This window comes from Sinomonas atrocyanea, from assembly GCF_030812675.1.
Taxonomy (GTDB): Bacteria; Actinomycetota; Actinomycetes; order Actinomycetales; family Micrococcaceae; genus Sinomonas; species Sinomonas atrocyanea_B.
In genome coordinates this window covers 99531-123047 of sequence record NZ_JAUSTE010000001.1, presented here as the reverse complement: position 1 = coordinate 123047, position 23517 = coordinate 99531, and the positions used below count along the sequence as shown (strand labels likewise).

The 23517-nt window shown below is 72.5% G+C and carries 20 protein-coding genes; 8 read left to right on the top strand and 12 right to left on the bottom strand.

Annotated elements, in window-relative coordinates; genetic code table 11:
• Positions 1-106: 106 nt before the first annotated feature.
• The 6 genes from J2W20_RS00570 to J2W20_RS00545 all read left to right on the top strand — a co-directional run bounded on the left by J2W20_RS00570 (position 107) and on the right by J2W20_RS00545 (position 6715).
• Positions 107-577 carry an Lrp/AsnC family transcriptional regulator gene (locus J2W20_RS00570; RefSeq protein ID WP_307003666.1) on the top strand — a complete coding sequence of 157 codons (471 nt, stop codon included), beginning with the start codon at positions 107-109 and terminating at the stop codon, positions 575-577.
• 128 nt (positions 578-705) lie between these two features.
• Positions 706-1596 (top strand): NUDIX hydrolase, encoded by an 891-nt coding sequence (locus tag J2W20_RS00565; protein ID WP_307003664.1) that lies wholly within the window; start codon positions 706-708, stop codon positions 1594-1596.
• Entirely contained in the window at positions 1593-2888 is a 1296-nt protein-coding gene (gene nadA / locus J2W20_RS00560) for a quinolinate synthase NadA (RefSeq protein WP_307003661.1), read from the top strand. Before J2W20_RS00565 ends, nadA begins: the two co-directional genes overlap by 4 nt.
• Before the next feature lie 11 nt (positions 2889-2899).
• Entirely contained in the window at positions 2900-4627 is a 1728-nt protein-coding gene (gene nadB, locus J2W20_RS00555) for an L-aspartate oxidase (RefSeq protein ID WP_307003660.1), read from the top strand.
• Position 4628: 1 nt separating this feature from the next.
• The gene (gene nadC, locus J2W20_RS00550) at positions 4629-5561 is read left to right on the top strand and encodes a carboxylating nicotinate-nucleotide diphosphorylase (protein ID WP_307003658.1); all 933 of its coding nucleotides are present in this window, start codon (positions 4629-4631) and stop codon (positions 5559-5561) included.
• Positions 5558-6715, top strand: coding sequence for a cysteine desulfurase family protein (locus tag J2W20_RS00545; RefSeq protein ID WP_307003656.1), 1158 nt, complete (start codon positions 5558-5560; stop codon positions 6713-6715). The genes nadC and J2W20_RS00545 overlap by 4 nt, the downstream gene beginning before the upstream one ends.
• 106 nt (positions 6716-6821) lie before the next feature.
• Here J2W20_RS00545 and J2W20_RS19170 read toward each other — a convergent pair whose 3' ends face one another.
• The 8 genes from J2W20_RS19170 to J2W20_RS00510 form a co-directional block, all read right to left on the bottom strand.
• A complete protein-coding gene (locus J2W20_RS19170; protein ID WP_373457937.1) occupies positions 6822-7304 on the bottom strand; it encodes an HNH endonuclease signature motif containing protein in 483 nt (160 codons plus the stop codon).
• A gap of 63 nt (positions 7305-7367) precedes the next feature.
• The gene (locus tag J2W20_RS00540) at positions 7368-8429 is read right to left on the bottom strand and encodes a DUF222 domain-containing protein (protein ID WP_307003653.1); all 1062 of its coding nucleotides are present in this window, start codon (positions 8427-8429) and stop codon (positions 7368-7370) included.
• A 64-nt stretch (positions 8430-8493) separates the two neighbouring features.
• Positions 8494-9051 (bottom strand): GtrA family protein, encoded by a 558-nt coding sequence (locus J2W20_RS00535; protein WP_307003651.1) that lies wholly within the window; start codon positions 9049-9051, stop codon positions 8494-8496.
• A 184-nt stretch (positions 9052-9235) separates the two neighbouring features.
• Positions 9236-10762: an amino acid permease gene (locus J2W20_RS00530; protein ID WP_307003649.1), complete on the bottom strand. Its 1527-nt coding sequence runs from the start codon at positions 10760-10762 to the stop codon at positions 9236-9238.
• Between the two features lie 108 nt (positions 10763-10870).
• Positions 10871-12358: an aspartate ammonia-lyase gene (locus tag J2W20_RS00525; protein WP_307003648.1), complete on the bottom strand. Its 1488-nt coding sequence runs from the start codon at positions 12356-12358 to the stop codon at positions 10871-10873.
• Positions 12359-12457: 99 nt separating this feature from the next.
• Positions 12458-13513 carry an asparaginase gene (locus tag J2W20_RS00520; protein ID WP_307003647.1) on the bottom strand — a complete coding sequence of 352 codons (1056 nt, stop codon included), beginning with the start codon at positions 13511-13513 and terminating at the stop codon, positions 12458-12460.
• A gap of 76 nt (positions 13514-13589) precedes the next feature.
• Positions 13590-14309 carry a FadR/GntR family transcriptional regulator gene (locus tag J2W20_RS00515; RefSeq protein WP_307003645.1) on the bottom strand — a complete coding sequence of 240 codons (720 nt, stop codon included), beginning with the start codon at positions 14307-14309 and terminating at the stop codon, positions 13590-13592.
• A gap of 179 nt (positions 14310-14488) precedes the next feature.
• Complete coding sequence (locus tag J2W20_RS00510) at positions 14489-15199, bottom strand: DUF1684 domain-containing protein (RefSeq protein WP_307003643.1); 711 nt, start codon at positions 15197-15199, stop codon at positions 14489-14491.
• 119 nt (positions 15200-15318) lie between these two features.
• Between J2W20_RS00510 and J2W20_RS00505 the strand changes: the two genes are divergently transcribed.
• Both J2W20_RS00505 and J2W20_RS00500 read left to right on the top strand, forming a co-directional pair.
• Positions 15319-16107 (top strand): hypothetical protein, encoded by a 789-nt coding sequence (locus J2W20_RS00505; RefSeq protein WP_307003642.1) that lies wholly within the window; start codon positions 15319-15321, stop codon positions 16105-16107.
• A 15-nt stretch (positions 16108-16122) separates the two neighbouring features.
• Entirely contained in the window at positions 16123-16926 is an 804-nt protein-coding gene (locus J2W20_RS00500; protein WP_307003640.1) for a transglutaminase-like domain-containing protein, read from the top strand.
• A gap of 60 nt (positions 16927-16986) precedes the next feature.
• On the opposite strand, the gene J2W20_RS00495 is transcribed toward J2W20_RS00500, so the two are convergent.
• The 4 genes from J2W20_RS00495 to J2W20_RS00480 all read right to left on the bottom strand — a co-directional run bounded on the left by J2W20_RS00495 (position 16987) and on the right by J2W20_RS00480 (position 23498).
• Positions 16987-17472, bottom strand: coding sequence for a MarR family winged helix-turn-helix transcriptional regulator (locus tag J2W20_RS00495; RefSeq protein WP_307003638.1), 486 nt, complete (start codon positions 17470-17472; stop codon positions 16987-16989).
• Positions 17469-18587 (bottom strand): CE1758 family FMN-dependent luciferase-like monooxygenase, encoded by a 1119-nt coding sequence (locus tag J2W20_RS00490; protein WP_307003637.1) that lies wholly within the window; start codon positions 18585-18587, stop codon positions 17469-17471. Before J2W20_RS00490 ends, J2W20_RS00495 begins: the two co-directional genes overlap by 4 nt.
• 104 nt (positions 18588-18691) lie before the next feature.
• Complete coding sequence (locus J2W20_RS00485) at positions 18692-21889, bottom strand: efflux RND transporter permease subunit (protein ID WP_307003635.1); 3198 nt, start codon at positions 21887-21889, stop codon at positions 18692-18694.
• A 118-nt stretch (positions 21890-22007) separates the two neighbouring features.
• Positions 22008-23498, bottom strand: coding sequence for a malate:quinone oxidoreductase (locus J2W20_RS00480; RefSeq protein WP_307003634.1), 1491 nt, complete (start codon positions 23496-23498; stop codon positions 22008-22010).
• Positions 23499-23517 lie beyond the last annotated feature (19 nt).

Genomic DNA, 23517 nt, shown 5'->3' with positions numbered 1-23517 from the left:
GCGGAAGTTGACACAATGCGCAGTGCATGCGCGCCGGATCATCAATCTGTAGCATTCGATCTGATCCGCAGACCCCTTTCGCTCCGACCCTGATCTGGAGGCCCGCATGAAGGTCGACGAGCTCGACGCCAGGATTGTCCGGCTGTTCACCGACGAGCACCGCATGAACGTGCTCGAGGCGTCGCGGATCCTCAAGGTGGCCCGTGCCACGGTCCAGGCCCGGCTCGACCGGATGGTGGCGAGCGGTGTCATCGGGCAGTGGGCTCCGCATCCGGAGCCGCGCGCCTTCGGGTTCCCCGTCGTGGCCTTCTGCTCGCTGACGATCAACCAGGACTCCGGACACGACGCCGTCGCGGTGGCCCTCGCCGAGATCCCGGAGGTGCTCGAGGTCCACACCGTGTCGGGGGACAGCGACCTCATGGCGCGGGTCGCCGCCCGCTCCAACTCCGACCTCCAGCGCGTGCTCGACGCCGTCACCGCCACGCGCGCGGTGGTCCGTTCCTCCTCGGTGATCGTGCTCAACACCCACTTCGAGGGGCGCACGCTGCCCCTGCTCGAGGCCGCCGCGAGGAGCTGAGGGCGGCGGGCTCCGGCCGTCACCTTTTGGTGCCGAGGCCAGCGGCGGCGTATCATGAGTTAAAGTCACTTTGACTCTAACTAGTGCGGGCCCCTGGGCCGCCCTGACCTCGACGGCTGGAGGTGCGCATGAGCGGGATCTTCCCGTCCTCCGCCGCGCCGGCCGCCGTGGGCCCGCACGCCGCCGTGGGCGCCAACGTCTCGGAGCGGGCCCAGCTGCCGCCGTCACTCGCGATCTCCACGGTGATCTTCGCCCTGACCCCGGAGTCGGCCCGGAGTGAGTCAGGCGGCGGCCCCACCCTGTGGATCCCGCTCGTCCGGCGCGTCAAGGAGCCGTTCAAGGGCCGCTGGGCGCTCCCCGGCGGGCCCCTCGCACCGACGGAGTCCCTCGAGGACGCGGCGCGCCGGAACCTCCAGCAGACCACCGGACTCGAGCCCGAGTACCTCGAGCAGCTCTACGCGTTCGGCGGCCTCAACCGATCGAGCCGGCCCGAGCGCGGCAGCCAGCGGGTGGTCTCCATCGTCTACTGGGCGCTGGTCCGCGCCACGGAGGCCGAACTCCTCGGCGAGGAGGACGAGAACGTCGCCTGGCACCGGGCCGACACCGCCGGCGAGCGGGACGGCGGGCTCGCGTTCGACCACCGGGAGATCGTGGACTACGCGCTCTGGCGCCTGCGCAGCAAGATCGAGTACGCCCAGATCGCCTACCACTTCCTCGGGGAGAAGTTCACCCTCGCCCAGCTGCGCGAGGTCTACGAGGCCGTGCTCGGCCGCCCGCTCGACCCCGCCAACTTCCGCCGCCAGCTCAAGGGCATGGCCGAGATCGAGCCCACCGACGAGGTCCTCGAAGGAGGGCGGCACCGTCCTCCGAGGCTCTACCGCTACACCGGGGCGCGCGGGCGGATCGACGCCACGACCGCCCCGCCGCCCCAGACGGCACCCAGCCCAGCGGCCCCCTCACCGGCCGACCCGTCCCAGACCGCACCAGCCCCAGCAGCATCCACCAGGAGCACGCCATGACATCTGTCGCCACCGCCATCAGCCTCGTCACCCGTGCGGAGGCCGAGGCCGCCGCCGCGGGCACCTGCAGCGCCGACCTCGCGAAGGGCCCGTGGGAGTTCGACGCCGCGGAGGCGCTGCGCGGCATGCCCGCGTACGGGCCCGGTGCATCGGCCGCAGACCGTGCCCCCGCGTCGACCCCGCGCCAGGGCCAGCTGCCCGAGGAGTACAAGCAGGCGACCGAGGCGGAGCTGCACGCACGGATCACGGCCGCCAAGGAGGAGCTCGGCGACCGGGTCGTGGTCCTCGGCCACTTCTACCAGCGAGACGAGGTCGTCGAGCACGCCGACTTCGTGGGCGACTCCTTCCAGCTCGCCAACGCCGCCCTCACCCGGCCCGACGCCGAGGCGATCGTGTTCTGCGGCGTCCACTTCATGGCCGAGACCGCGGACATCCTCTCCCGCCCGGATCAGGCCGTCATCCTCCCGAACCTCGCCGCGGGCTGCTCGATGGCGGACATGGCGGACATCGACTCGGTGGAGCAGGCCTGGGCGCAGCTCGAGGAGCTCTTCGGGACGGAGCCGGACGCGGAGGGCCGCGTGCCCGTCATTCCCGTGACCTACATGAACTCGTCCGCCGCCCTCAAGGGCTTCTGCGGCGAGCACGGGGGGATCGTGTGCACGTCCTCCAACGCCGCCACGGTGCTCGAGTGGGCGTTCGAGCGTGGGCAGCGCGTGCTCTTCTTCCCGGACCAGCATCTGGGCCGCAACACCGCCAAGGCCATGGGCGTCCCGCTGGAGCAGATGCCGATGTGGAGCCCGCGCAAGCCCCTGGGCGGCAACGACGCGGCCACCCTCCAGGACTCCCGCGTGATCCTCTGGCACGGCTTCTGCTCCGTCCACAAGCGCTTCTCCGTCGCCCAGATCGAGAAGGCCCGCGCGGAGTACCCGGGCGTGCGGGTGATCGTGCACCCCGAATGCCCCATGGAGGTCGTCGACGCGGCCGACGAGTACGGGTCGACCGACTACATCCGCAAGGCGATCGCGGGGGCCACCGAGCCCACCGTGTTCGCGATCGGCACCGAGGTCAACCTCGTGAACCGGCTCGCCGCCGAGTACCCCCAGCACACGGTCTTCTGCCTCGACCCGGTGATCTGCCCCTGCTCGACCATGTACCGGATCCATCCCGGCTACCTCGCCTGGGTCCTGGAGGGCCTCGTCGAGGGCGAGGTGCGCAACCGCATCGAGGTCCCGGCCGAGGTCGCCTCGACCGCGCGCGTGGCCCTCGAGCGCATGCTGGCGGCGCGGCCGTGACACCGCGGGGCGTGGGCGCGGCGACACCCGACGGGCTCCGGCAGCTCGTCGTGGTGGGCAGCGGCGCCGCCGGCCTCACCGCGGCGGTATCGGCCGCCGAGGCGGGGGCCGACGTCGTGCTCCTGACCAAGGCGCGCCTCGCGGACAGCAACAGCATGCTGGCCCAGGGCGGCTACGCCGCGGTCCTGCCCGAGGGGCAGCGCGCCCCCGGGGACACCGTCGCCAGCCACGTGGCGGACACCATCGCCGCCGGTGCCGGGATCGGCTCGCGCCCGGCCGTCGAACTGATGTGCAGGTCCGCCGCGGGCTCCGTCACGGATCTCGCCGGCCGGGGCGTCGCATTCGATCTCGGCCCCGACGGGCGTCCCCTGCTCGGTCTCGAGGCAGCCCACTCGTTCCCCCGCATCCTGCACGCCGGCGGGGACGCGAGCGGCGCGGGGATCACCCGCGCCCTGATACGCCGCCTGCGCGCTCTCGAGGCCGAGGGACGCGTCGCCGTGCACGAGGACGCCAGAGCCACAGGGATCCTCCTCGACAGCGGTGCCGTCGCCGGGGTCGCCTTCACCCGCGATGCGGACCGCAGCGCCGAGCGCGTCCGGGCCGACGCCGTGGTACTCGCCACCGGGGGAGCGGGCCAGCTGTTCGCCCAGACCACCAACCCAGCGGTCGCGACCGGCGACGGCATCGCCCTCGCCTTCCTGGCCGGCGCCGCGCTCCGCGACCTCGAGTTCTACCAGTTCCACCCCACGGCGCTCCAGGTCGCAGGCCCCGACGGCGCGCTGCGCTCGTCGCTCATCTCGGAGGCGGTGCGCGGAGAGGGCGCGGTGATCCGCGACGCGTCGGGGCGCCGCTTCGTCGCCGACTACCATCCGCTCGGCGAGCTCGCCCCGCGGGACGTGGTCTCCCGCGCCCTCGCGCTGCACGCCCGCGCGGGCGGCGGCCACGCGTACCTGGATGCCACCGCGCTCGAGGGCCTCCACGGCGACGGCTTCCTCGCGGGCCGCTTCCCGGGCCTCGACGCGATGACCCGCGCCGCCGGGTTCGACTGGCGCCGGGAGCCCCTGCCCATCGGCCCCGCCGCGCACTATTGGATGGGCGGCGTCGCGACCGACCTCCACGGCGCCACGAGCGTCCCCGGCCTCTATGCCGTCGGGGAGGCCGCCTGCACCGGCGTCCACGGAGCCAACCGCCTCGCCTCGAACTCCCTGCTCGAGGGGGTCGTCTTCGCCGGGCGCGCCGTGCGGCACGCACTCTCGGCCGGTCGCTCCGGCTCCTCTGCCCGCGGATGGGGCGGTCCGGACGTTGCCGACGCGCACGTCGTGGACGCCTTCCCGGCCGAGGACGCCCGGACGCTCCCGGAGGAGGCGGGGCGGGCGCTCGTCGCCGATGCGATGCAGGCGGACGGCGGGGTGATCCGGGACGGCAGCGGCCTCGCGCGCCTCACCCGTACGCTCCGCGGATGGACCGCCGACGATTCGGAGACCGCCCACCTGCTCCTCCTCGGACGTCTCCTCGCCGCCGCGGCGGAGGCCCGGGAGGAGTCCGTCGGAGCGCACTTCCGGCTCGACTTCCCCGACCGGCGCCTGCCCGCCCCGCTCAACAGCACGGCGCGCGAGGGAAGCTCGGCGCGCGGGGCCGCGGCGCACGGGACGCCGCGTCCCGCCGTCGTGCGCCACCCGGGCAGCGCCGCCACCGAGTCGGCCGCCTCCCAGCACGCACTCCTCGGAAGGACCGCCTGACATGACCCACACCGCAGAGGCCACCAGCACTGCCCGCAGCGTCGCGCCGACCGGGACAGCGCTCCCGCCCATCCCGCTGGCTCCGGGCGCTGTGCGGCGGGTGCTCGAGGCGGCGTACGCCGAGGACACCCCGAGCGGCGACCTCACCTCCCTCCTGCTGATCCCCGCCGAAGCGACGGCTACTGCCGAGCTGCGGGCCCGGGTACCCGGCGTCTTCTCGGGCGGTCCCATCGTCGAGGCCGGTTTCCGCTTCCACGACGCCGACGCGGCCGTCGAGCTCCTCGCCAGCGACGGTGAGGCCTTCACAGCCGGCGCCGTCCTGGCCCGGGTCACCGGCAGGGCGCAGGCGATCCTCACCGCCGAACGCGTGGTGCTCAACCTCGTGCAGCGCATGAGCGCCATCGCGGCCCTCACTGCCGAGTACGTCGCGCGGACCGCCGGGACCCGGGCGCGGATCGTCGACACCCGCAAGACGACGCCGGGGCTGCGCGAGCTCGAACGGTACGCCGTGCGGTGCGGCGGCGGCCGCAACCACCGGTTCAGCCTCTCCGACGCCGTCATGGCCAAGGACAACCACCTCGCCGTGCTCACCGGCGGCGACCCCGCCAGGCTCACCGAGGCCCTCCAGGGCGTCCGCGCCCGGCTCGGGCACACGACCCACGTCGAGGTCGAGGTCGACCGCATCGACCAGATCGGGCCCGTCCTCGCCGCCGGTGTGGACACGGTCATGCTGGACAACTTCAGCCTCGAGGACCTGCGCGCGGGCGTCGAGCTCATCGGGGGCCGGGCGATCGTCGAAGCCAGCGGCGGCGTCACCCTCGACACGGTCGCCGCCATCGCGGCCACCGGGGTCGACGTCATCTCGGTCGGGGCGCTCACCCACTCGGTGGTCAACCTCGACCTCGGCCTCGACGTGGTCATCGGCACGCCATGATCTACCTCGATGCTGCCGCCACCACCCCGGTGCGCCGCGATGTCCTCGAGGCCATGTGGCCCTTCCTCACCGGCGACTTCGGCAACGCCTCGAGCCACCACGAGCTCGGGGCCCGCGCGCGCGACGCGCTCGAGGCGGCGCGCGACGAGGTGGCGGGCCTGCTCGGATGCAGGGGAGCCGAGATCACGTTCACCTCGGGCGGCACCGAGGCCGACAACCTCGCGGTGAAGGGGATTGCCTTGGCCCGCCGGGCCGCGGACCCGAGGCGGTCGCGCGTCGTCGTCAGCGCCGTCGAGCACCCGGCGGTCCTCGAGTCGGCGCGGGCCCTTGCCAGGCTGCACGGGTTCTCCGTCGACGTGCTGGCGGTCGATGCTGCGGGGCGCGTCGCGCCGGAGGCGCTCGCCGCCGTCGTGGGCCCCGAGACGGCGGTCGCGTCGGTCATGTTCGCCAACAACGAGGTGGGAACGGTGCAGCCCGTTGCCGAGCTCGGTGCCGTGGCCCGCGGCGCCGCGGTGCCGTTCCACACCGACGCGGTGCAGGCTGCCGGCTGGCTGCCGCTGGATGTGCGCGCGCTCGGCGTGGACGCGCTGAGCATCTCCGGGCACAAGCTCGGGGCGCCCAAGGGCGTCGGCGCGCTCTACGCCGCCGGCCGCCTCGCCCTCGAGCCCGTCCTCGATGGCGGCGGCCAGGAGCGGGGCCGGCGCTCTGGCACCGAGAACGTCGCCGGCGCCGTGGCCCTCGCCACCGCGCTGCGCCTCGCCGAGGCCGAGCGCACGACGGCGTCGGCGCGCCTCTCGTCCCTGCGCGACGCCTTCGTCGCCCGCGTCCTGGAGCTCGTCCCGGATGCGATCCTGACCGGACACCCCTCCGAGCGGCTGCCAGGGAGTGCCTCGTTCTGCTTCCCCCGGGTCAGCGGCGAGTCGGTGCTGCTCGAGCTCGAGCGCCGCGGTGTGGTGTGCTCGTCCGGGTCGGCGTGCGCTGCCGGGTCAAGCGAGCCCTCGTCGGTGCTGCTCGCCATGGGCATCGATCCCGAGGTCGCGCTGACGGCAGTGCGCTTCACCCTGCCCGGCACCATCGAGGCCCAGAACCTCGCGCGGGCCGCGGAGGCGGTGGGGGAGGCCTACGCCGCGGTGGTCGGCATCGCCCACCGCTAGCAGGTCAGGGAATGACGGTAGTCGCGCCGGGAATGACGGTAGCCGATGGCGGAGCTGTGCGGCGTGAGGTTGTGGTCTGAACGACGTCCTCAGGGCGAACTCTGCGTCAGGACTGCGCCGTCAGGATGTGCGCCGCCAGCCGTTGCGCAGTCAGGACCGCGCCCGTCAGAACGGCGGCGGAGGGTCCGGTTCGGGGTAGCTGAGGTGTCTCTGCCCTGTCGGCGAGGTCCACTCGAGGATCCCTGACCGGGCGGCCGCCGAAGGCGAACGTGCGGCAGCCGGCATTGCGGGAGGGGATCCCGTGGGGGCGGACGAGGCGACGCGATGCCCTGGCTCGGCCGCCGTGCCGCGGTCTCGCGCCGCACCGGCGCGGGGAGGGCCCGTGCCCCGACGGGCCGAGCTGCCGGACCCTCCAGTAGCCGAGAGATTTGAGACGGTGGTGCTCGCGGCAGAGCAGGGCCAGGTTGGCCAGGTCCGTTGCGCCGCCGGCGGCCCATTCGTCGGTATGGTCCGCCTCGGCGGCGGCCGCCGGGACATCGCACCCGGGGAAGCGGCAGGCGGCGTCGCGTGCTCCGAGCTGCCGGCGCATGGCGAGGGTCGGCGTATAGCGCCGCCGGCCCACCGCCACCGGGGCCCCGTCGGCAGGATCGACCTACATCCGGCTCCACGTCGCGGCCTCGGCGGCCATGAGCCGCACCGCATCGGCGTCGATCGGACCGTACCCGATGATCTCCCCAGAGGCCTCCGAGTCGCCACGCAGCGTCCGGGCCCGGACCGTGACAATGAGTTCGGTGCGGATCCCGCCCGGCGTGCCGATGGGGACATCAGCCTTTGTGCCCCCGGTGCTCGGGGTTCCCGGCCCATTCACCGTGGCCCGGACGCAGTCGGCGCCCATGAGCAGGTCAGCGAAGACGTCCAGGCGGAGCTGGCCGATGCCTCGGGGCTCCGTGGGCGACTGCAGCGACCGGGCGAGCGCCTCGAGCCTCGTGTCGATCGCCGCGCCGACCTCGAGCGGCAGGTACGCGGCGAGCCAGCACATGCCATCGGGCGCCGGTTCCACGTCGACGCGCCGGCGCGCGGCCGCTTCGCGCCTGCGGATGGCCAGCGGCTCCGTGGCGTAGTCCTCCACGAGCCGGCGCAGCCTCCGGCCCAGCGCCCCCAGCGACGGGATGCGTTCCGGATCCGGTGGGCAGGCCTGCACGAGGGCGGCGGCAGCGAAGGCGGCACGCCGTTCGGCGGGCACGGGGAGCGCTGCCGCCATGATCGCCAGGGCGCGCCAGCGCGGAAGGCGTCCCCTCTCCATGGCCCCGAGGACGCCGCTCCAGTCCTCCGCAGTGAGCTCGAGGGCCTCGGCGACCTGTGCCCGGGCGGTCCGCTGGGAGATCTTCAGGGCTGCGGCTACCTCCGAAGCCGCGATACTGGGGGCGTCGGCCCGGCGGACCGGGTCCAACGAATCCCCGCCCACCGAGGCCGTCAGGGCCGCGAGGATCCGGGCCCGCTCGGCGGCGAGCCGGGCCTCCTCAGCATCGAGCTCCTTGAGCGCGTCCGCCAGCCGGTCGGCCTGGTCGAGCCGCGCCGCCGTGCGCGCGGACGGTGCCAGCGCCGGCGCGAGCCGCTCCCGTTCCTCCCAGGCCGCCAGAAGCCAGGGAGGAGGCGCGGGAGGTTCGCCGACCGGTTCGTCGGCGAAGCAGTCGAAGCTGTCTTCCCATGCCATGGCCTCACTCTAGAAGAGGGGTCCGACAGTTCTCGCAGCGGCACTCGGGCCCGGCCGCCGGGCCTCAGGCGTTGCGGGCGCGGCGGAAGATCCAGTGGCGCAGGAGGCTGAAGCGGACCGCGGTCGCCACCCACCCGGCGATGGTCGTGGTCCAGAGCTCTGCCACGACGCCGGCGTTAGGCTCCACCCAGCGCAGGCCCTCGAGGCTCCCCGCGGTGAGCAGCAGGGCGACGGCGAGGGCCACGAGGCCGTTGAGGTGGTCCTGGGCGAGCTTCGCGGTGCCGCGGACCAAGAAGGTGAAGCGGCGGTTGAGGGACGTGTTCATCACCGAGGTGATGATGAGGGCCACCGCGTTCGCGGTCTGCGCCCCCAGCCATGGACGGCACAGCGCATAGAGGGCGAGCGAGCTGAGCGTGCAGACGACGCCGACCCCGGTGAACCGCGTGAGCTGGCGGACCACGGGCACACGCCAGCTCTTCCGCAGCGACCAGCCGGGGCGCAGGGGCCATAGCCTCGGCAGGGACGCGGGAAGCATGGCCCGGACCGCCCTGCGCAGGCCCCTGGCGCTGGCCGGGCCGGAGTGGTCCACAGTGGCCTCGGGCGGGGTCTGCGGATTCTCCATGCCCTTCACCCTTTCACGCTGCGCTGTGGCTGTGCTGTGCCGTCGGTGTGACCCTTCCCACGTGGGGCCCGTCGTGGGGTCCGCCGTCGCGGGGGTGCCCGGAGGCGAGGCCCCCCCGAAAGAGGCGGGCCGACGACGGCGCGGTGCGGCGCCGTCGTCGGCCATCGCCTCGGGTGCGGCGTGGCTAGCCGCGCCGGGTCCGGTTGGCGACGACGGGGGCCGCGCCGGTGAACCCGTCCCGGGCAGCGGCGATCTCGTGGATCCGCTCCCGGGAGGCGTACCAGCCGAGGACCATGAGGACGCAGGCCACGGCGGTGGCCAGGAGCGTCCACGGGGAGTCGACGAGCACCATGATGAAGACGGCGACGAGGAACACGAGCGTGACGTAGCCGGTGTAGGGGGCGCCGGGCATGCGGAACGCGGGGCGCTCCGTCCAGCCCTTCTTGGCCCAGCGGTGGAGCTGGATCTGGCAGACCACGATCGTGAACCACGTGGAGATGATGCCGACGGAGGCGACGTTGAGGACGATCTCGAAGGCATCGGCGGGGACGAGGTAGTTCAGCGGGACGCCCAGGAGCGAGACCACCGCGGTGATCGCGATGCCGCCGTAGGGGACGCCGGCCTTGTTCATGCGCAGGGCGAACTTCGGGGCGGAGCCGGCAGCGGCCATGGAGCGCAGGATGCGTCCGGTGGAGTAGAGGCCGGCGTTGAGGGAGGAGAGGGCCGCGGTGAGGACCACGAGGTTCATGATCACGTCCACGCCCTGGACTCCGATGGAGCCGAAGAACGTCACGAAGGGGCTGACGCCCTTCTGGTACGCCGTGTAGGGCAGCAGCAGCGAGAGCAGGATCACGGAGCCGACGTAGAAGACGGCGATGCGCACCACGACAGAGTTGATGGCGCGGGGCATGATCTTCTCCGGGTTCTGGGTCTCGCCGGCGGCCGTGCCGACGAGCTCGACCGAGGCGTAGGCGAACACGACACCCTGCATCAGCAGGATCATCGGGGCGAGGCCCATGGGGAAGAGGCCGCCGTGGTCGGAGATGAGGGAGAGGCCGGTGGTCGCGCCGGTCGGGGTGCCGAAGAGGACGAAGTAGATGCCGAGGGCGAGGAAGGCGAGCAGGGCCGCGACCTTGATCAGGGCGAACCAGAACTCCATCTCGCCGAACACCTTCACCGAGACGAGGTTCAGGGTCAGCACGAGCACGAGGGCGATCAGGGCCCAGGCCCACTGGGGCACCGAGGAGATCCACGGGACGTACTTGCCGAAGAAGTGCATGTAGAGGGCCGCGGCGGTGGTGTCCACGATCGTGGTCATGGCCCAGTTGATCCAGTAGAACCAGCCGGAGATGTAGGCGGCCTTCTCGCCGAAGAACTCGCGGGCGTAGGAGACGAACGAGCCGGACGAGGGCCGGTGGAGGACCAGCTCGCCGAGGGCCCGGAGGATGAGGAAGACGAACGCGCCGCAGATCGCGTACGCGAACACGAGCGAGGGGCCGGCCGCGGCGAGCCGGCCGCCGGCGCCGAGGAACAGGCCGGTGCCGATCGCGCCGCCGATGGCGATCATCTGGATCTGGCGTGCCTTGAGGCCCTTGTGGTAGCCGGCATCTTCGGCATGGATCACATGGTCAGCCACATGGGCATGGCCGTGGTCCTCGAGATGGTCGGCGACTTCCGGGCTGCTGGGAGGCTGGGGCTGTGAGGAGGACATGGGTCCCTTTCGGTGTCAGGGGGACGTTCCGGGGTGGGAAAGGGTGCGAGGGGAGCGTGGGGGTGCTGACGGGCGGTGGCGGAAAGCGCCCTGGACGGTGGGGCGCGCTCAGGCGCCGAGGTTGGCGAGCCGCTCCGGGCGGAGGAGCTCGTCGAGACGGTCTGCCGTGAGGAGCCCGCGCTCGAGGACGAGCTCGGCGACTCCGCGGCCGCTCGCGAGGGCCTCCTGGGCGATGGCAGTCGCCTGAGCGTACCCGAGATACGGGTTGAGCGCGGTGACGAGCCCAATGGACTGCTCGACGGTGGTGCGCAGCCGCTCGACGTTGGCGGTGATGCCGCTCACGCAGCGGTCCGCGAGCGTGTGGCACGCGGCCGTGAGGTGGGTGATGCTCTCATGCAGGCTGTGGACGATGATCGGCTCGAAGGCGTTGAGCTGCAGCTGCCCGCCTTCGGCCGCCATGGTGATGGTGACGTCGTTGCCGATCACCTCGAACGCGACCTGGTTGACCACCTCCGGGATCACCGGGTTGATCTTGCCCGGCATGATCGAGGAACCGGACTGGACCGCCGGCAGGGTGATCTCGGCGAGCCCGGCGCGCGGCCCCGAGGAGAGCAGCCGGAGGTCGTTGCAGATCTTGGAGAGCTTGACAGCAACCCGCTTGAGCACGCCGGAGAGGTGGACGAAGGCGCCCATGTCCTGGGTGGCCTCGATGAGGTCGACGGCGGTCACGAGCGGCAGTCCCGTGACCTCGCCGAGGTGCCGGCAGGCGGCCTCGGCGTAGCCGGCGGGGGCGTTGAGGCCGGTGCCGATGGCTGTGGCCCCGAGATTGATCTCGTGGATCAGGCCGGAGGCCTCGCGCAGGCGCTCGCGGTCTTCGCCGATGGTCACGGCGTAGGTCCCGAATTCCTGGCCCAGGGTCATGGGGACCGCGTCCTGGAGCTGGGTGCGCCCCATCTTGACGACCGTGCGGAACTCGTCCGCCTTCGCGGCGAAGGCGTCCTCGAGCGCAACGAGCGCCGCGAGGAGGTCCTCGATGCCGAACACCGTCGCGACGCGCACCGCGGTGGGGTAGACGTCGTTGGTCGACTGGCTGAGGTTGACGTGGTCGTTGGGGTGCAGGGCCGCGTAGTCGCCCTTGCGCCGTCCCAGGACCTCGAGGGCGCGGTTGGCGATGACCTCATTGGCGTTCATGTTCGACGACGTGCCGGCGCCGCCCTGGATGACGTCCACGACGAATTCCTCGAGGAGCGAGCCGCTGAGGATCTCCTGGCAGGCGGCCTCGATCGCGTCGGACCGCTCGCCGTCGAGCAGTCCGAGTTCGCGGTTGGCCCGGGCGGCCGCGAGCTTGACCGCGGCGAGCCCCCGCACGAGATGGGGGTTGGTGGAGAGCCGGCGCCCCGTGATGGGGAAGTTCTCCACGGCGCGGAGGGTGTGCACGCCCCAGTACGCCTGATCGGGGACGAGCCGGTCGCCCAGCAGGTCGTGCTCGGAACGGAAGCCCTCGGGCACGTCCGGGCCGAGCTCGGCGCCCGTGGGGCCCGACTGGTCGTCGCGTGCGACCGCGGCGTCTTCTGCGGCGGTGGTGGGGGAGGCCATGGTGGTGCCTTTCTGGCAGGGCGGGGTCTGGTCTGGCGGGTCTGGTCTGGCAGGAGGAGGAGAACGTGCGGGGAAGGGGGATGCGCTGCGCCGCGGTGACTAGACCGCGGCGGGCGGGAGGGCGTCGTCGAGCGCGGTGAGGACGCCGACGCGACGGCCCCCACCGAGCACGGGCTGCGTCGCGAGGGCCGCGAGCGGGCCGCCCTCGCGGGCCTCCGGCAGCCCCAGCGCGGCGAGGGCGCGCACGGCGATCGGCATGCGGGCGCGGTCTCCGCCGTCGGAGACCTTGACCCCGACTGCGCGCCCGTCGGGCAGGCCCACGAGCTGGACGCCCTCGAAGCCGTCCTTCGCCACGGCGCCAGGCACCGCGTGCATGAGGGCGGTGACGTCCCTCCCGTCGCCGGCCACCATCGCCGGGTGGAGGCTCATGGCTCGGCCGACGGCGGCCTCCGGGCACTCGCTTCCGTCCGCGGCGGCGCGCGCGATCCTGCCGTAGGCGCGGGCCATGCCGACCAGGCTGACCGCCGGCAGCGGGGTGCCGCAGCCGTCGGTGGTCCAGCCGGCGGGCTCCTCGCCCGTCAGGTCCGCCACGGTGGCGGCAATGAGCCGCTGGAGGGGATGCGTCGGCACGAGGTAGCCCGCGGTGGGCCAGTCATTGAGGATGCACACCGCCGCCATGGCGGCGTGCTTGCCGGAGCAGTTCTGGCACACGCGGTCGGCATGGCCGCCCGCGGCGATCCACTCCTCGCGCTCGCGGACCCCGTAGGGCAGGTCGGTCGTGTTCTCGAGCACCGTCTCATCGAGGCCGTGGAGCGAGAGGATCCGCCGGGTGCCCTCGCGGTGCGCGGCGCCGCCCGAATGGCTCGCTGCCGCGAGGGCCAGCAGCTCATCGGGCAGGGAGAGCCCGGCGCGGACCAGCGCGACCGCCTGGAGCGGCTTGAGGGCGGAGCGGGGGAAGAACGGGGCCTCGGGGCTGCCCGCACCCCAGAGCAGCGCACCCTCGCCGTCCGTGGCGGCGACGGTCCCGTAGTGCACGCCCTCGACAGCCGCGCCGCGGATCTGGACGGCCAGCGGGACGTGGACGGGAAGCGCAGGGGCCGCCGCTGCGGGGGCTGCGGCAGAGCTGTGCATGGACGAGGGGGCAGAGGAGGTCATGGCTCGCTTGGGGGTCGGGGTAGGGGGACTGTCAGGGGCGGTCGGGATCAGGGCGCCCCGGCGGCGGGCGGAACGGTCACCGCTGGCCGAGCCGTTCGACAGCTTCGTCGACGGCGGCGAGGTGCCTGGCCATCGCGGCCTCGGCCCGCTCCACGGAACCGGCCTCGATGGCCTCGAGGATCTCCTCGTGTTCGCGGTCGGAGGCGGCCTGGCGGTCCGCGAGGAGGTTGAGGGTCTCGGACTGGTGGGCCAGCGCCTCGCGCAGGTCGGAGAGGACGTCCTCGAAGACGCGGTTCCCGCTGGCCTTGGCGATGGTGCCGTGGAAGACCGCCTCGAGCGCCACGCGGGCCGCCGGGTCGTCCTCGGCGGCAGTCTCGGCGACGATGCCCTTGAGGGTTGCGAGGTCCTCCTCGGTGCGCCGCAGGGCGGCCAGCCCGGCGGCGGGCACCTCGATGTGCGGGCGGGCCTCGGTGAGGTCGCGGGCCGAGTAGCGGCCCAGCACGAGGTCTCCGGTGGCGCGTGCGGAGACGACGAACGTTCCCTTGCCGGTGTGCGTCTGGGTGAGGCCGAGCGCCGCGCACGAGCGGAGGGCCTCGCGCACGACCGACCGGCTGACGCCGTAGCGAGCGGCCAGGGCGGCCTCCGAGGGGAGCTTCCCGCCCACGGGCACGGAGCCCGCCTCGATGTCGGTGCGGAGGTCCGCCAGGACAGCCTCCGCGGCGCTCACGCGGACGAGCGGGCGGCGCGGCGTTGCGCTGTCCTGCTGTCCGCGTGTAAGGCTGTCTGACAGGTTCACGCCCCACACTATGGCAGGCGTCACAGCCGGGTGTCAACCGGCGGGAACGTCCATGGGTGCTGCTAAGGTGCCGCCGCGGTCAGCGAGATCGGCTCGCCAGCATCACCTCGGGCTCCCGGCGCGGCGGTCGCGGCCGGTGCCGGAACCCGGACCTTGGGGGGCTCACGGCTCCTGGGAGCTCACGATTCCGACGGGGCAAGCTCGCCGACCGGTATCTCCGCCTCCAGCCGGTTCTCGGGGCCGGGCAGCGGGCATGCCCAGGCCTCGTCGTACGCGCAGCTCGGGTTGTAGGCGAAATTGAAGTCCAAGGTGTACGTGACACCGCCGGTGGTGTCGGCCCGCCCGGCCGCGCCGACGTGGCCCGTGCCGAGGAAGGCACCCTTGATGGAGTCGAGGAGGTACCGCCCCGCCCCGTAGGAACCGCCGGGCCGGCCCGCCGTGGCGTCGCGGAACGGCACGAACAGCCCGCCACCGTACCCGGTGTGCTCCCACGCGGCAAGGCTGCCGAGGCCGGGCAGCTCGAAGGTGCCGATGCGGACGAACGTGACGACGCCGTCGGTGCCGGTCGCGACGCGCCGCTCCTGCCCTGCCCCCTCGGGCAGGAGCGGTGCGTCGAAGCGGTAGGCACGGTCGTAGGGGGCGACGGGCAGGCCGCGGAAGCCTCCACAGCGGTGCTGAGGCAGGGGCGATGCGGGATGGGCCGCGAACAGGTCGTCGCGCCCGCGCCGCCACAGCTCGTGGCCCTCGCGGGGTGCCGCCGCCCGGACGCGCTCGTACAGCGAGAAGACGCGCAGGCGCCAGTCGGCCACCTCGTGGGGGAGCGGAGCGGTGGCGGGCCGGGCCGCTGCCGGCGCCTCCGGGCGGACAGCGGGGCGGTGCTCATCGGGCATGGCGACAGCCTACGGGAGCGCGGCTTCGCTAGGGTTGGACCATGGTCGCCGCCAGCAGTCCAGAGCCGCCGCGCAGTTCCCCGCAGGCCGTCGAGGCAGGCGCTCGCAGGGCGGGGGGCGTGCGTGCTCTCCGCGGAGCCGCGGCGCTCGCCGTCGCCGTGCTCCTCGCCGGCTGCGGCGCCGGCGCCGGCGCCCCCGTCTGGACTGGTGTGCCGAGTGCCGGGACGGCCTCTGCCGCGCCGGGCGGCCCGAGCGCAGGGGGCCCCACCCCGAGCGGCTCCGCGACCGCGACCGGCGCGGGAACGCCGTCGCCCGGCGCCACGAGCGCCACCTGGAAGACCTACACGGATCCGGCGAAGAAGGTCAGGTTCGAGCTGCCCGCGGACTGGATCGTCCAGAGCACAGGCCCGGCCGCCGGTGCCGCGCCGGGTTCGCTGCACATCGAGGTCAAGAAGGGGGACGGCACCTTCGTCGCGGCCCTCCAGACCGGCCTGCCCGTCCCCACGTCCGCGCCGTGCGACCCGGCGCAGGCCAAGCCCTACTCCGTGCTGAACAGCGTCCCCGTCACGGTGCCGTTCGCGGACGGCCCCGCCGTCATCACCCCGCGCTTCGTGTTCCGGGTCATCCAGGGCTACAAGTACTTCGGCTCGTTCGGGCTCACGGCCCTCGCCACCTCGGCCCAGGACGGGAAGGCCTGCCGCCTCGTCAACATCGTCCCCGGGCCGGCCGGGATCGGCGGGTACTCGTTCGCGGACACCGTCGAGGTGGTCCCCCCATCGCCCCAGGCCCAGGTTGCGCCGCTGTCCTCATTCGATAGCCTTGCTCAGGCGTCGGCCTACGTCCGCGACTCGGGCGACTTCGCCGACGCGCAGCGCATGATCATGTCGCTGGCCTTCACGCAGTCCTAGCCCTCCTGGAGCCCCATGCAGCGCACCGTCGGTGCCCACCTGAAGTTCACGACCGCGCCGCAGACCAAGCTGGCCATGGCCATTGCCGTGGCCCGCGTCCCCGGCTACAGCTCGTTCGAGGAGGAGCTCGTGGTGACGGCCGGAGGCCGTGCGGTGGAACCTCGGGAGCTCCTCGACGGCCACGGGGGCCGGTTCCACGTCCTCGAGCTCGCCGAGCCCACGGAGGTGGAGGTCGACTACCGCGCGGTGGTCGGGGGGACTGCCGACCCTGAGCCGGTCGACGAGATGGAGCTCATCCGCTACGTCCGCCCCAGCCGCTATGCGGAGAGCGACCGCCTCCTGCCCACCTCGTACGCGCACTTCGGCTCGCTCGCCGGGCTCGAGCTCGTCCAGGCCGTGCGGGACTGGGTCAATGCCCAGCTCGCCTATGTCAGCGGGGCCTCGCGGGGGACCGACGGGGCCGTCGAGACGCTCCTGCACCGCCGGGGCGTCTGCCGGGACTTCGCCCACCTGGCGATCGCCCTCCTGCGTGCCAAGGACGTCCCCGCCAGGCTCGCCGCCGTCTACGCCCCGGGCCTGCGGCCCATGGACTTCCACGCGGTCGCGGAGGCGTTCGTCGACGGCGCGTGGCACGTGCTCGATGCCACCGGGCTGGCGCCGCGCACCTCGATGCTGCGGATCACGGCCGGACGGGACTCCTCGGACACGGCGTTCCTCTCGACCGTCGGGGGACGGCTCACGCTCAACCGGCTCACCGTCACGGCCGAGGCCGCCGACCTGCCCGCCGAGGATCCCGCCGCGCTCGTGGCGCTCGGCTGAGCGGCCCTGCCGCCGGCGGCAGCCGGCGGCGTCAACTGAGCCGGCCCGCCGCCGTCGGCCTCAGAGCGGGTGCTCGGCCACGACGTGCTCGCGCACGCGCGTGGTGAGGTCCCGCAGCGAGGCGAGGTCGCCGGCGTCGAGCGCCCCTCCCATGATCCGGTTGATTTCCCGCACGTGGGCGCGTCCCACCTCCCGCTGGACGCGGGCGCCTTCCCCGGTGAGGCGGACGACGACGCCGCGGCCGTCAGCGGGGGTGCTCTCCCGTGCCACGAGCCCCTGCCGCTCGAGCCGCTCCACGAGGCGGGAGAGGCTCGACTGTGCCAGGAGCACGTGGTCGTTGAGCTCGTTGAGCCGGAGTCCGCGCCCCTCGCACCGGCTGAGGGTGAAGAGCACGTCGTAGCTGCTGATGCCGAGCGTCCGGAACGCCGGATCGCGCTGGAGCCGGCGCATCACCGCGACCTGGGCGCGGAAGAGGGACTCCCAGGCCTCGGACACCTCGCGGACCGAGGGGGCAGGGCCCCGGGGGGCGGGCGTCTGGGCGGTCACTGGGCCGCAGCCTCTGCCATGGCCTCGCCGGCCGCGGACTCCTCGGCGCGCCGTGCCGCCACCCGTGCCGCGTGCGTCGGGGCCTCCGGGACGTCCGCGGGGCGCCCTTCCGCGAAGCCCGCCCGGAGCTCCGGGAGCACCTCGCCGAGGAGGTCGAGCTGCTCGAGGACGGTCTTGAGCGGCAGTCCGGCGTGGTCCACGAGGAACAGCTGGCGCTGGTAGTCGCCGAAGTAGTCGCGGAAGGCCAGCGTCTTCTCGACGAACTCGGCCGGGCTGCCCACGGTCAGCGGGGTCTGGGCGGTGAAGTCCTCCATCGAGGGGCCGTGGCCGTACACGGGGGCGTTGTCGAAGTAGGGCCGGAACTCGCGCTTGGCGTCCTGGGAGTTCGGCCGGATGAAGAACTGTCCGCCGAGGCCCACGATCGCCTGGTGCGCCTTGCCGTGGCCGTAGTGCTCGAACCGCTCGCGGTACAGGTTGATGAGCCGGATGTAGTGCTCCTTCGGCCAGAAGATGTTGTTGGCGAAGAATCCGTCCCCGTAGTAGGCGGCGAGCTCGGCGATCTGCGGGGTGCGGATCGAGCCGTGCCACACGAAGGGGGCCACGCCGTCGAGCGGGCGGGGGGTTGCCGTGAAGCTGTGCAGCGGGGTGCGGAACTTCCCGCTCCAGGTGACCACCTCCTCGTCCCAGAGGCGGCGCAGGAGCGCGTAGTTCTCGATCGTCAGCTCGAGGGAGTCCTGGGGGTTCTTGCCGAACCAGGGGTAGACGGGGGCGGTGTTGCCGCGCCCCAGCACGAGGTCGGTGCGGCCGCCCACGAGGTGCTGCAGCATGCCGAAGTCCTCGGCGATCTTCACCGGGTCGTTGGTGGTGATGAGCGTCGTGGTGGTGGAGAGGATGAGCTTCTCGGTCTGCGCGCCGATGTAGCCCAGCAGCGTGGTGGGGGAGCTCGGGTAGAACGGCGGGTTGTGGTGCTCGCCGGTCGCGAAGACGTCGAGGCCCACCTCCTCGGCGTGCTTGGCGATCTTGACGATCGCCTGGATCCGCTCGCCCTCGGTGGGCAGGTGGCCCGTCGTGGGGTCGAGGGTGACGTCGCCGACGCTGAAGATGCCGAACTGCATGAAACGACCTTTCATCGGGCCCGGGCGGCGGTCGCCCGGCTAGATCAATGCATTTGCATCTATCTCAACGGGGGGCCGCCGCCGGACATTCCCGCGGCCGGGGATCAGTCCTTCGCAGCGCGCCGCCCGCTGACCCGGGGAACGGCACCGGTGGTCCAGTCGCCCTCGGGCTCGGCGGCGTCCTCCTCCTCCGTCGGCTCGGGCAGGGGAGTGCGCTTGAGGTCGCGCAGCAGCCTCCGCCGCTCGAGGCCGCCCTCCACGAGCCGGTACAGGACCGGGACCAGCACGAGCGTGAGCGCGGTGGAGGAGACGAGCCCGCCGATCACCACGACGGCGAGCGGCTGGGCGATGAACCCGCCGCCGCCCGTGAGGCCCAGTGCCATGGGGGTCAGGGCGAAGATGGTCGCGAGGGCCGTCATGAGGATCGGGCGGAGCCGCTGGCGCGCGCCCTGCTCGATGGCCTCTGCGAGCGGCAGGGCCGGGCGTCCCCCCTGCGGGCGGCGGTACTGGTTGATGAGGTCGATGAGCACAATGGCGTTCGTCACGACGATGCCCACGAGCATGAGCAGGCCGATGAGCGAGGGCAGCCCGAGCGGGATCCGGGTCACCAGGAGCAGCAGGATCGCCCCGGTCGCGGCGAACGGCACCGACACCAGGAGGACGAGCGGCTGGAGCAGGCTCTTGAACGCCGCGACCATGATCACGTACACGATCGCGATCGCGGCGAGCAGCGCGAGGCCGAGCTGCTGGAACGACTGCGCCTGCTGGCTCGCGGCACCGCCCACCGACGCGGTCGCCCCACCGTCGAGCGCCAGCGCGCCCACCCGCTTGGACACCTCGCCGCTCACCGAGCCGAGGTTCGCGTCGCCGGGCGTCACGGAGACGGTCGCGGTGCGCTGCCCCGCGGTGCTGGTGACGGTCACCGGGACGTCCACGGCCTCCACGGAGGCGATCTGGCCCAGCGTGAGGCCGCCCGGCGCGCCGGGGATCGGGATGGCGCGGACGGCTCCGATGCTCTGGAACTGCGTGCCCTTGCCGATCCGCACGGGGTAGTCGGTCGTGTCGAAACGGACCGTTCCGGCCGGAATCGGGCTCACCGTCGCGGCCAGCGCGGTGCTGATCTGCTGCTCGTTCAGGCCGGCTGCCGCAGCCTTCGCGCGGTCCACCTTGACCTGGACCACCGGCTGGGCCGCCGCGAGGTTGCTCGTCACGTCTGTCGCGCCGGGGACGTCCTTGAGTGCCGCCACAACCGCGTCGTTGGCCTTCGCGAGCGAGGACGAGTCGGGCGCCTTGACGGTCACATCGACGGTCGAGGCCGTGCCGAAACCGCTCTGCTGGCTCCCCACCGACACCGTGCCGACCCCGGAGAGGCGGCCGACGGCGTCGCGCACCTGCTGCTGCAGCGCCACCTGGTCCTTGGACTCGTCCGTGATCACCGTGAAGGTGGCGTTCGAGGCGCCAGAGGACAGGAAGGCGCTGAAGCCGGTCGTCGAGTTTCCGATCGTCACCTGGACGGTCTGGATCCCGCCCACGCCCTTGAGCGCGTCCTCCACCTTGGCCGCCGCGGCGCTCGTCGCGTCCAGGCTCGTGCCGGGAGCGAGCTTCTGGGTGACGGTGAAGTTGTTCTGGCCGGTGTTCCCGAGCAGGTTGGTGGGCAGGAGCGGCGCGAGGGCGAAGGTGCCCACGAGGAGGAGCGCGCCGGCCACGAGCGTGACGACGGGCCGCCGCTGGGTGGCGTGGAGGACTGGGAGGTAGCCGCGCTGCAGGGCGCTGCGCCGCTCCTTCTCGTGGGCCGCCGCCTCGATCTCGGCCCGGTCCCGCGCTGCCGCGGCCCGGTGGCCGAGGAACCAGTACGCGAGCACGGGCACGATCGTGAGGGCGACGACGAGCGAGGCCAGCAGCGCGATCGTGACGGTGAGCGCGAAGGGACGGAACAGCTCTCCGGCGAGGTTCCCGACGAAGGCGATCGGGAGGAAGACGGCCACCGTGGTGAGCGTGGAGGCGGTCACGGCGCCGGCGACCTCGCGCACGGCGTTGAGGATCGCCGTCGTCTTCTCCTCGCCGTAGCTCAGGTGCCTCTTGATGTTCTCGATGACCACGATCGAGTCGTCCACGACGCGGCCGATGGCGATCGTGAGCGCGCCCAGGGTGAGGATGTTCAGCGAGTACCCGGCGGCGAACAGCCCGATGAACGTGATGAGGAGCGAGAGCGGGATCGAGACCGCGGTGACGAGGGTCGAGCGGACCGAGAGCAGGAAGACGAGGATGGTCAGGACCGCGAAGCCGAGGCCGAGGGCGCCCTCGGTGGTCAGGTCCCGGATCGACTTCTCGATGAACGGTGCCTGGTCGAACACCGTGGTGAGCTTCGCGTTCGAGCCGAGGTCTGAGGCCAGCTGGGGGAGGGCGTCGCGCACCGCGTGGGAGATCGCCACGGTGTCCCCGTCGGGCTTCTTCGTCACGGACAGGGCGAGGGTCGGCTTGCCATCGGTCCGGGTGATCGACGTCGGGGCATCGTCCTCGATGGCCACGGCTGCGACGTCGCCGATCGTCGTCGGCTGCTTCGCCCCGGTGAGCGGCAGCGACTTGACGGCGTCGGTGGAGTCGACCGGGCTGCCGGCCTGGAGCGAGAGGGACTTCCCCTGGTCGGTGACCGTCCCGATCGGCACGAGGGCGCCGTTGTTCTGCAGGGCCGTGCGGATCGAGGCGATGTCGACGCCGCGGCCCGCCATCGCGGCCGGGTCCGGCTGGATCTGGAGGTGCTGCGTGGCGCCTCCGGTCACGTCCACGCTGCGCACGCCGTCGATCTTCGTGAGCTTCGGCACGGCCTGCTGGATGAGCTGGGTGTCCAGCTGGCTGAGCGGCCTGTCCGAGGAGGCGGCGATGAAGACGATCGGGAAGTCGCTGATGCTCCCGGCGAGCGTGTTGGGGGAGGCGTCGGCGGGAAGCTGGGACTTGACGTTGGAGATGGCGCGGTCGATCTGGTTCCGCGCGCGGTCCAGATTGGTCCCGTACTGGAACGAGAGCCGGATCGTCGAGACGCCGGTGCGGGACGTCGAGGCGCTGCTCTCAAGCCCCTCGACGGCCTGGAGCGACTTCTCCAGTGGCTGGCCGATCTGCTTGTCCACCACATCCGGCGAGGCGCCGGCCATCGAGGTGACCACGGTGAGCTGGGGGAACTCGATGGACGGGATGAGCTCCTGCTTGAGGCTCGTCGCCGTGATGACCCCGAAGACCGAGGCGAAGACCATGATGAGCGCGATGAGCGCCCTGTTCGCCATGGACAGGCGGGCGAGCCGGAACATCGGTGGCCCTTTCACATGAGGCCGGCCGTTCCGGGGACGGTGGCCGGGAGTCGTGGACTGGTAGCGAAAGGGCCCGCGTCCTCAGGCGAGAGGACGCGGGCCGGAAACGGACGCTGGCCTAGTGGGCCGGGGCCGCGAGCCCGAGGGCTGCCGAGGTGCTCGCGGCGATCTCGGCGGCGAGGTCCGGGTGGTCGTTGAGCTTGATGCCGTACCCGGGCATCATCTCGCTCAGCTTCGGCTCCCAGCCCTTGAAGTTCTTCGGGAACGCGCGCTGCATGAGCTCGAGCATGATCGGCACGGCCGTCGACGCGCCGGGGGAGGCGCCGAGGAGTGCGCCGATCGAGCCGTCCCGCGAGGTGATCACCTCGGTGCCGAACTGGAGGACGCCGCCCTTGGCCTGGTCCTTCTTGATGATCTGCACGCGCTGGCCCGCCGTGATGAGCTCCCAGCCTTCCGCCGAGGCGTCGGGGTAGTACTCCCGCAGCGCCTCGATCTTCTTCTCGTGGCCCTTGGCGACCTCCTTGACGAGGTAGGCCGTGAGGTCCATGTTGTCCTTCGCGACCGCGAGCATCGGGATGATGTTGCCGGGCCGGATGGAGAGCGGGAGGTCCCAGAGGGAGCCGTTCTTGAGGAAGTTCGTGGAGAAGCCGGCGTACGGGCCGAACAGCAGCGAGCGCTTGCCGTTGACGTAGCGCGTGTCCAGGTGCGGAACGGACATCGGCGGCGCCCCGACCGAGGCCTGGCCGTAGACCTTGGCGTCGTGCCGCAGCGCGACCGACTCGTCGGTGCTGCGCAGGAACTGGCCGGAGACGGGGAACCCGCCGTACCCCTTGCTCTCGGCGATGCCGGAGTCCTGGAGGAGGTGGAGCGCTCCGCCGCCGGCGCCGACGAAGACGAACTTGGCGTGGATGCTGCCGCGCTCGCCCGAGGCCTTGTGCCGCGTCGAGACGTTCCAGCCGCCCCGGGCGCGCTCGAGGCCGGACACGTCGGTGCCGTAGTTCACCTCGACGCCGTTGCCGGCGAGGAAGTGGACCAGCTCACGGGTGAGCTGGCCGAAGTCGACGTCGGTGCCCTCGGCCACTCGGGTCGCCGCGACGCGCCCGGCGCCGCGGCCCTCCATGATCAGCGGGGCCCATGCGGCGATCTGGGCCGGGTCCTCGCTGTACTCCATGGTGGAGAAGAGGGGGTTCGGGTGGAGCGCCTCGTAGCGCGTGCGGAGGAAGTCCGCGTGGGCGTCGCCGATGACGAAGCTCATGTGCGGCACGTTGTGGATGAACCCGGACGGGTCCGAGATGCTGCCGTCGCCCACGAGGTGGGACCAGAACTGGCGCGAGAGCTGGAAGCCCTCGTTGATCCCCAGCGCCTTCGCGGGGTTCACCGAGCCGTCCTTGGCCTGAGGCGTGTAGTTGAGCTCGCAGTACGCGGAGTGCCCCGTCCCGGCGTTGTTCCAGGGGTCCGAGCTTTCGAGCCCCACCTCGTCGAGGCGCTCGAAGAGCACGATGTTCCAGCTCGGTTCGAGCTTCTTGAGGAAAGCGCCAAGGGTGGCGCTCATGATGCCCCCGCCGACCAGAACGACATCGGCAGATCGGGTGGTGGAAATGAAGGTCACTGAAGTCTCCCTGCACAAA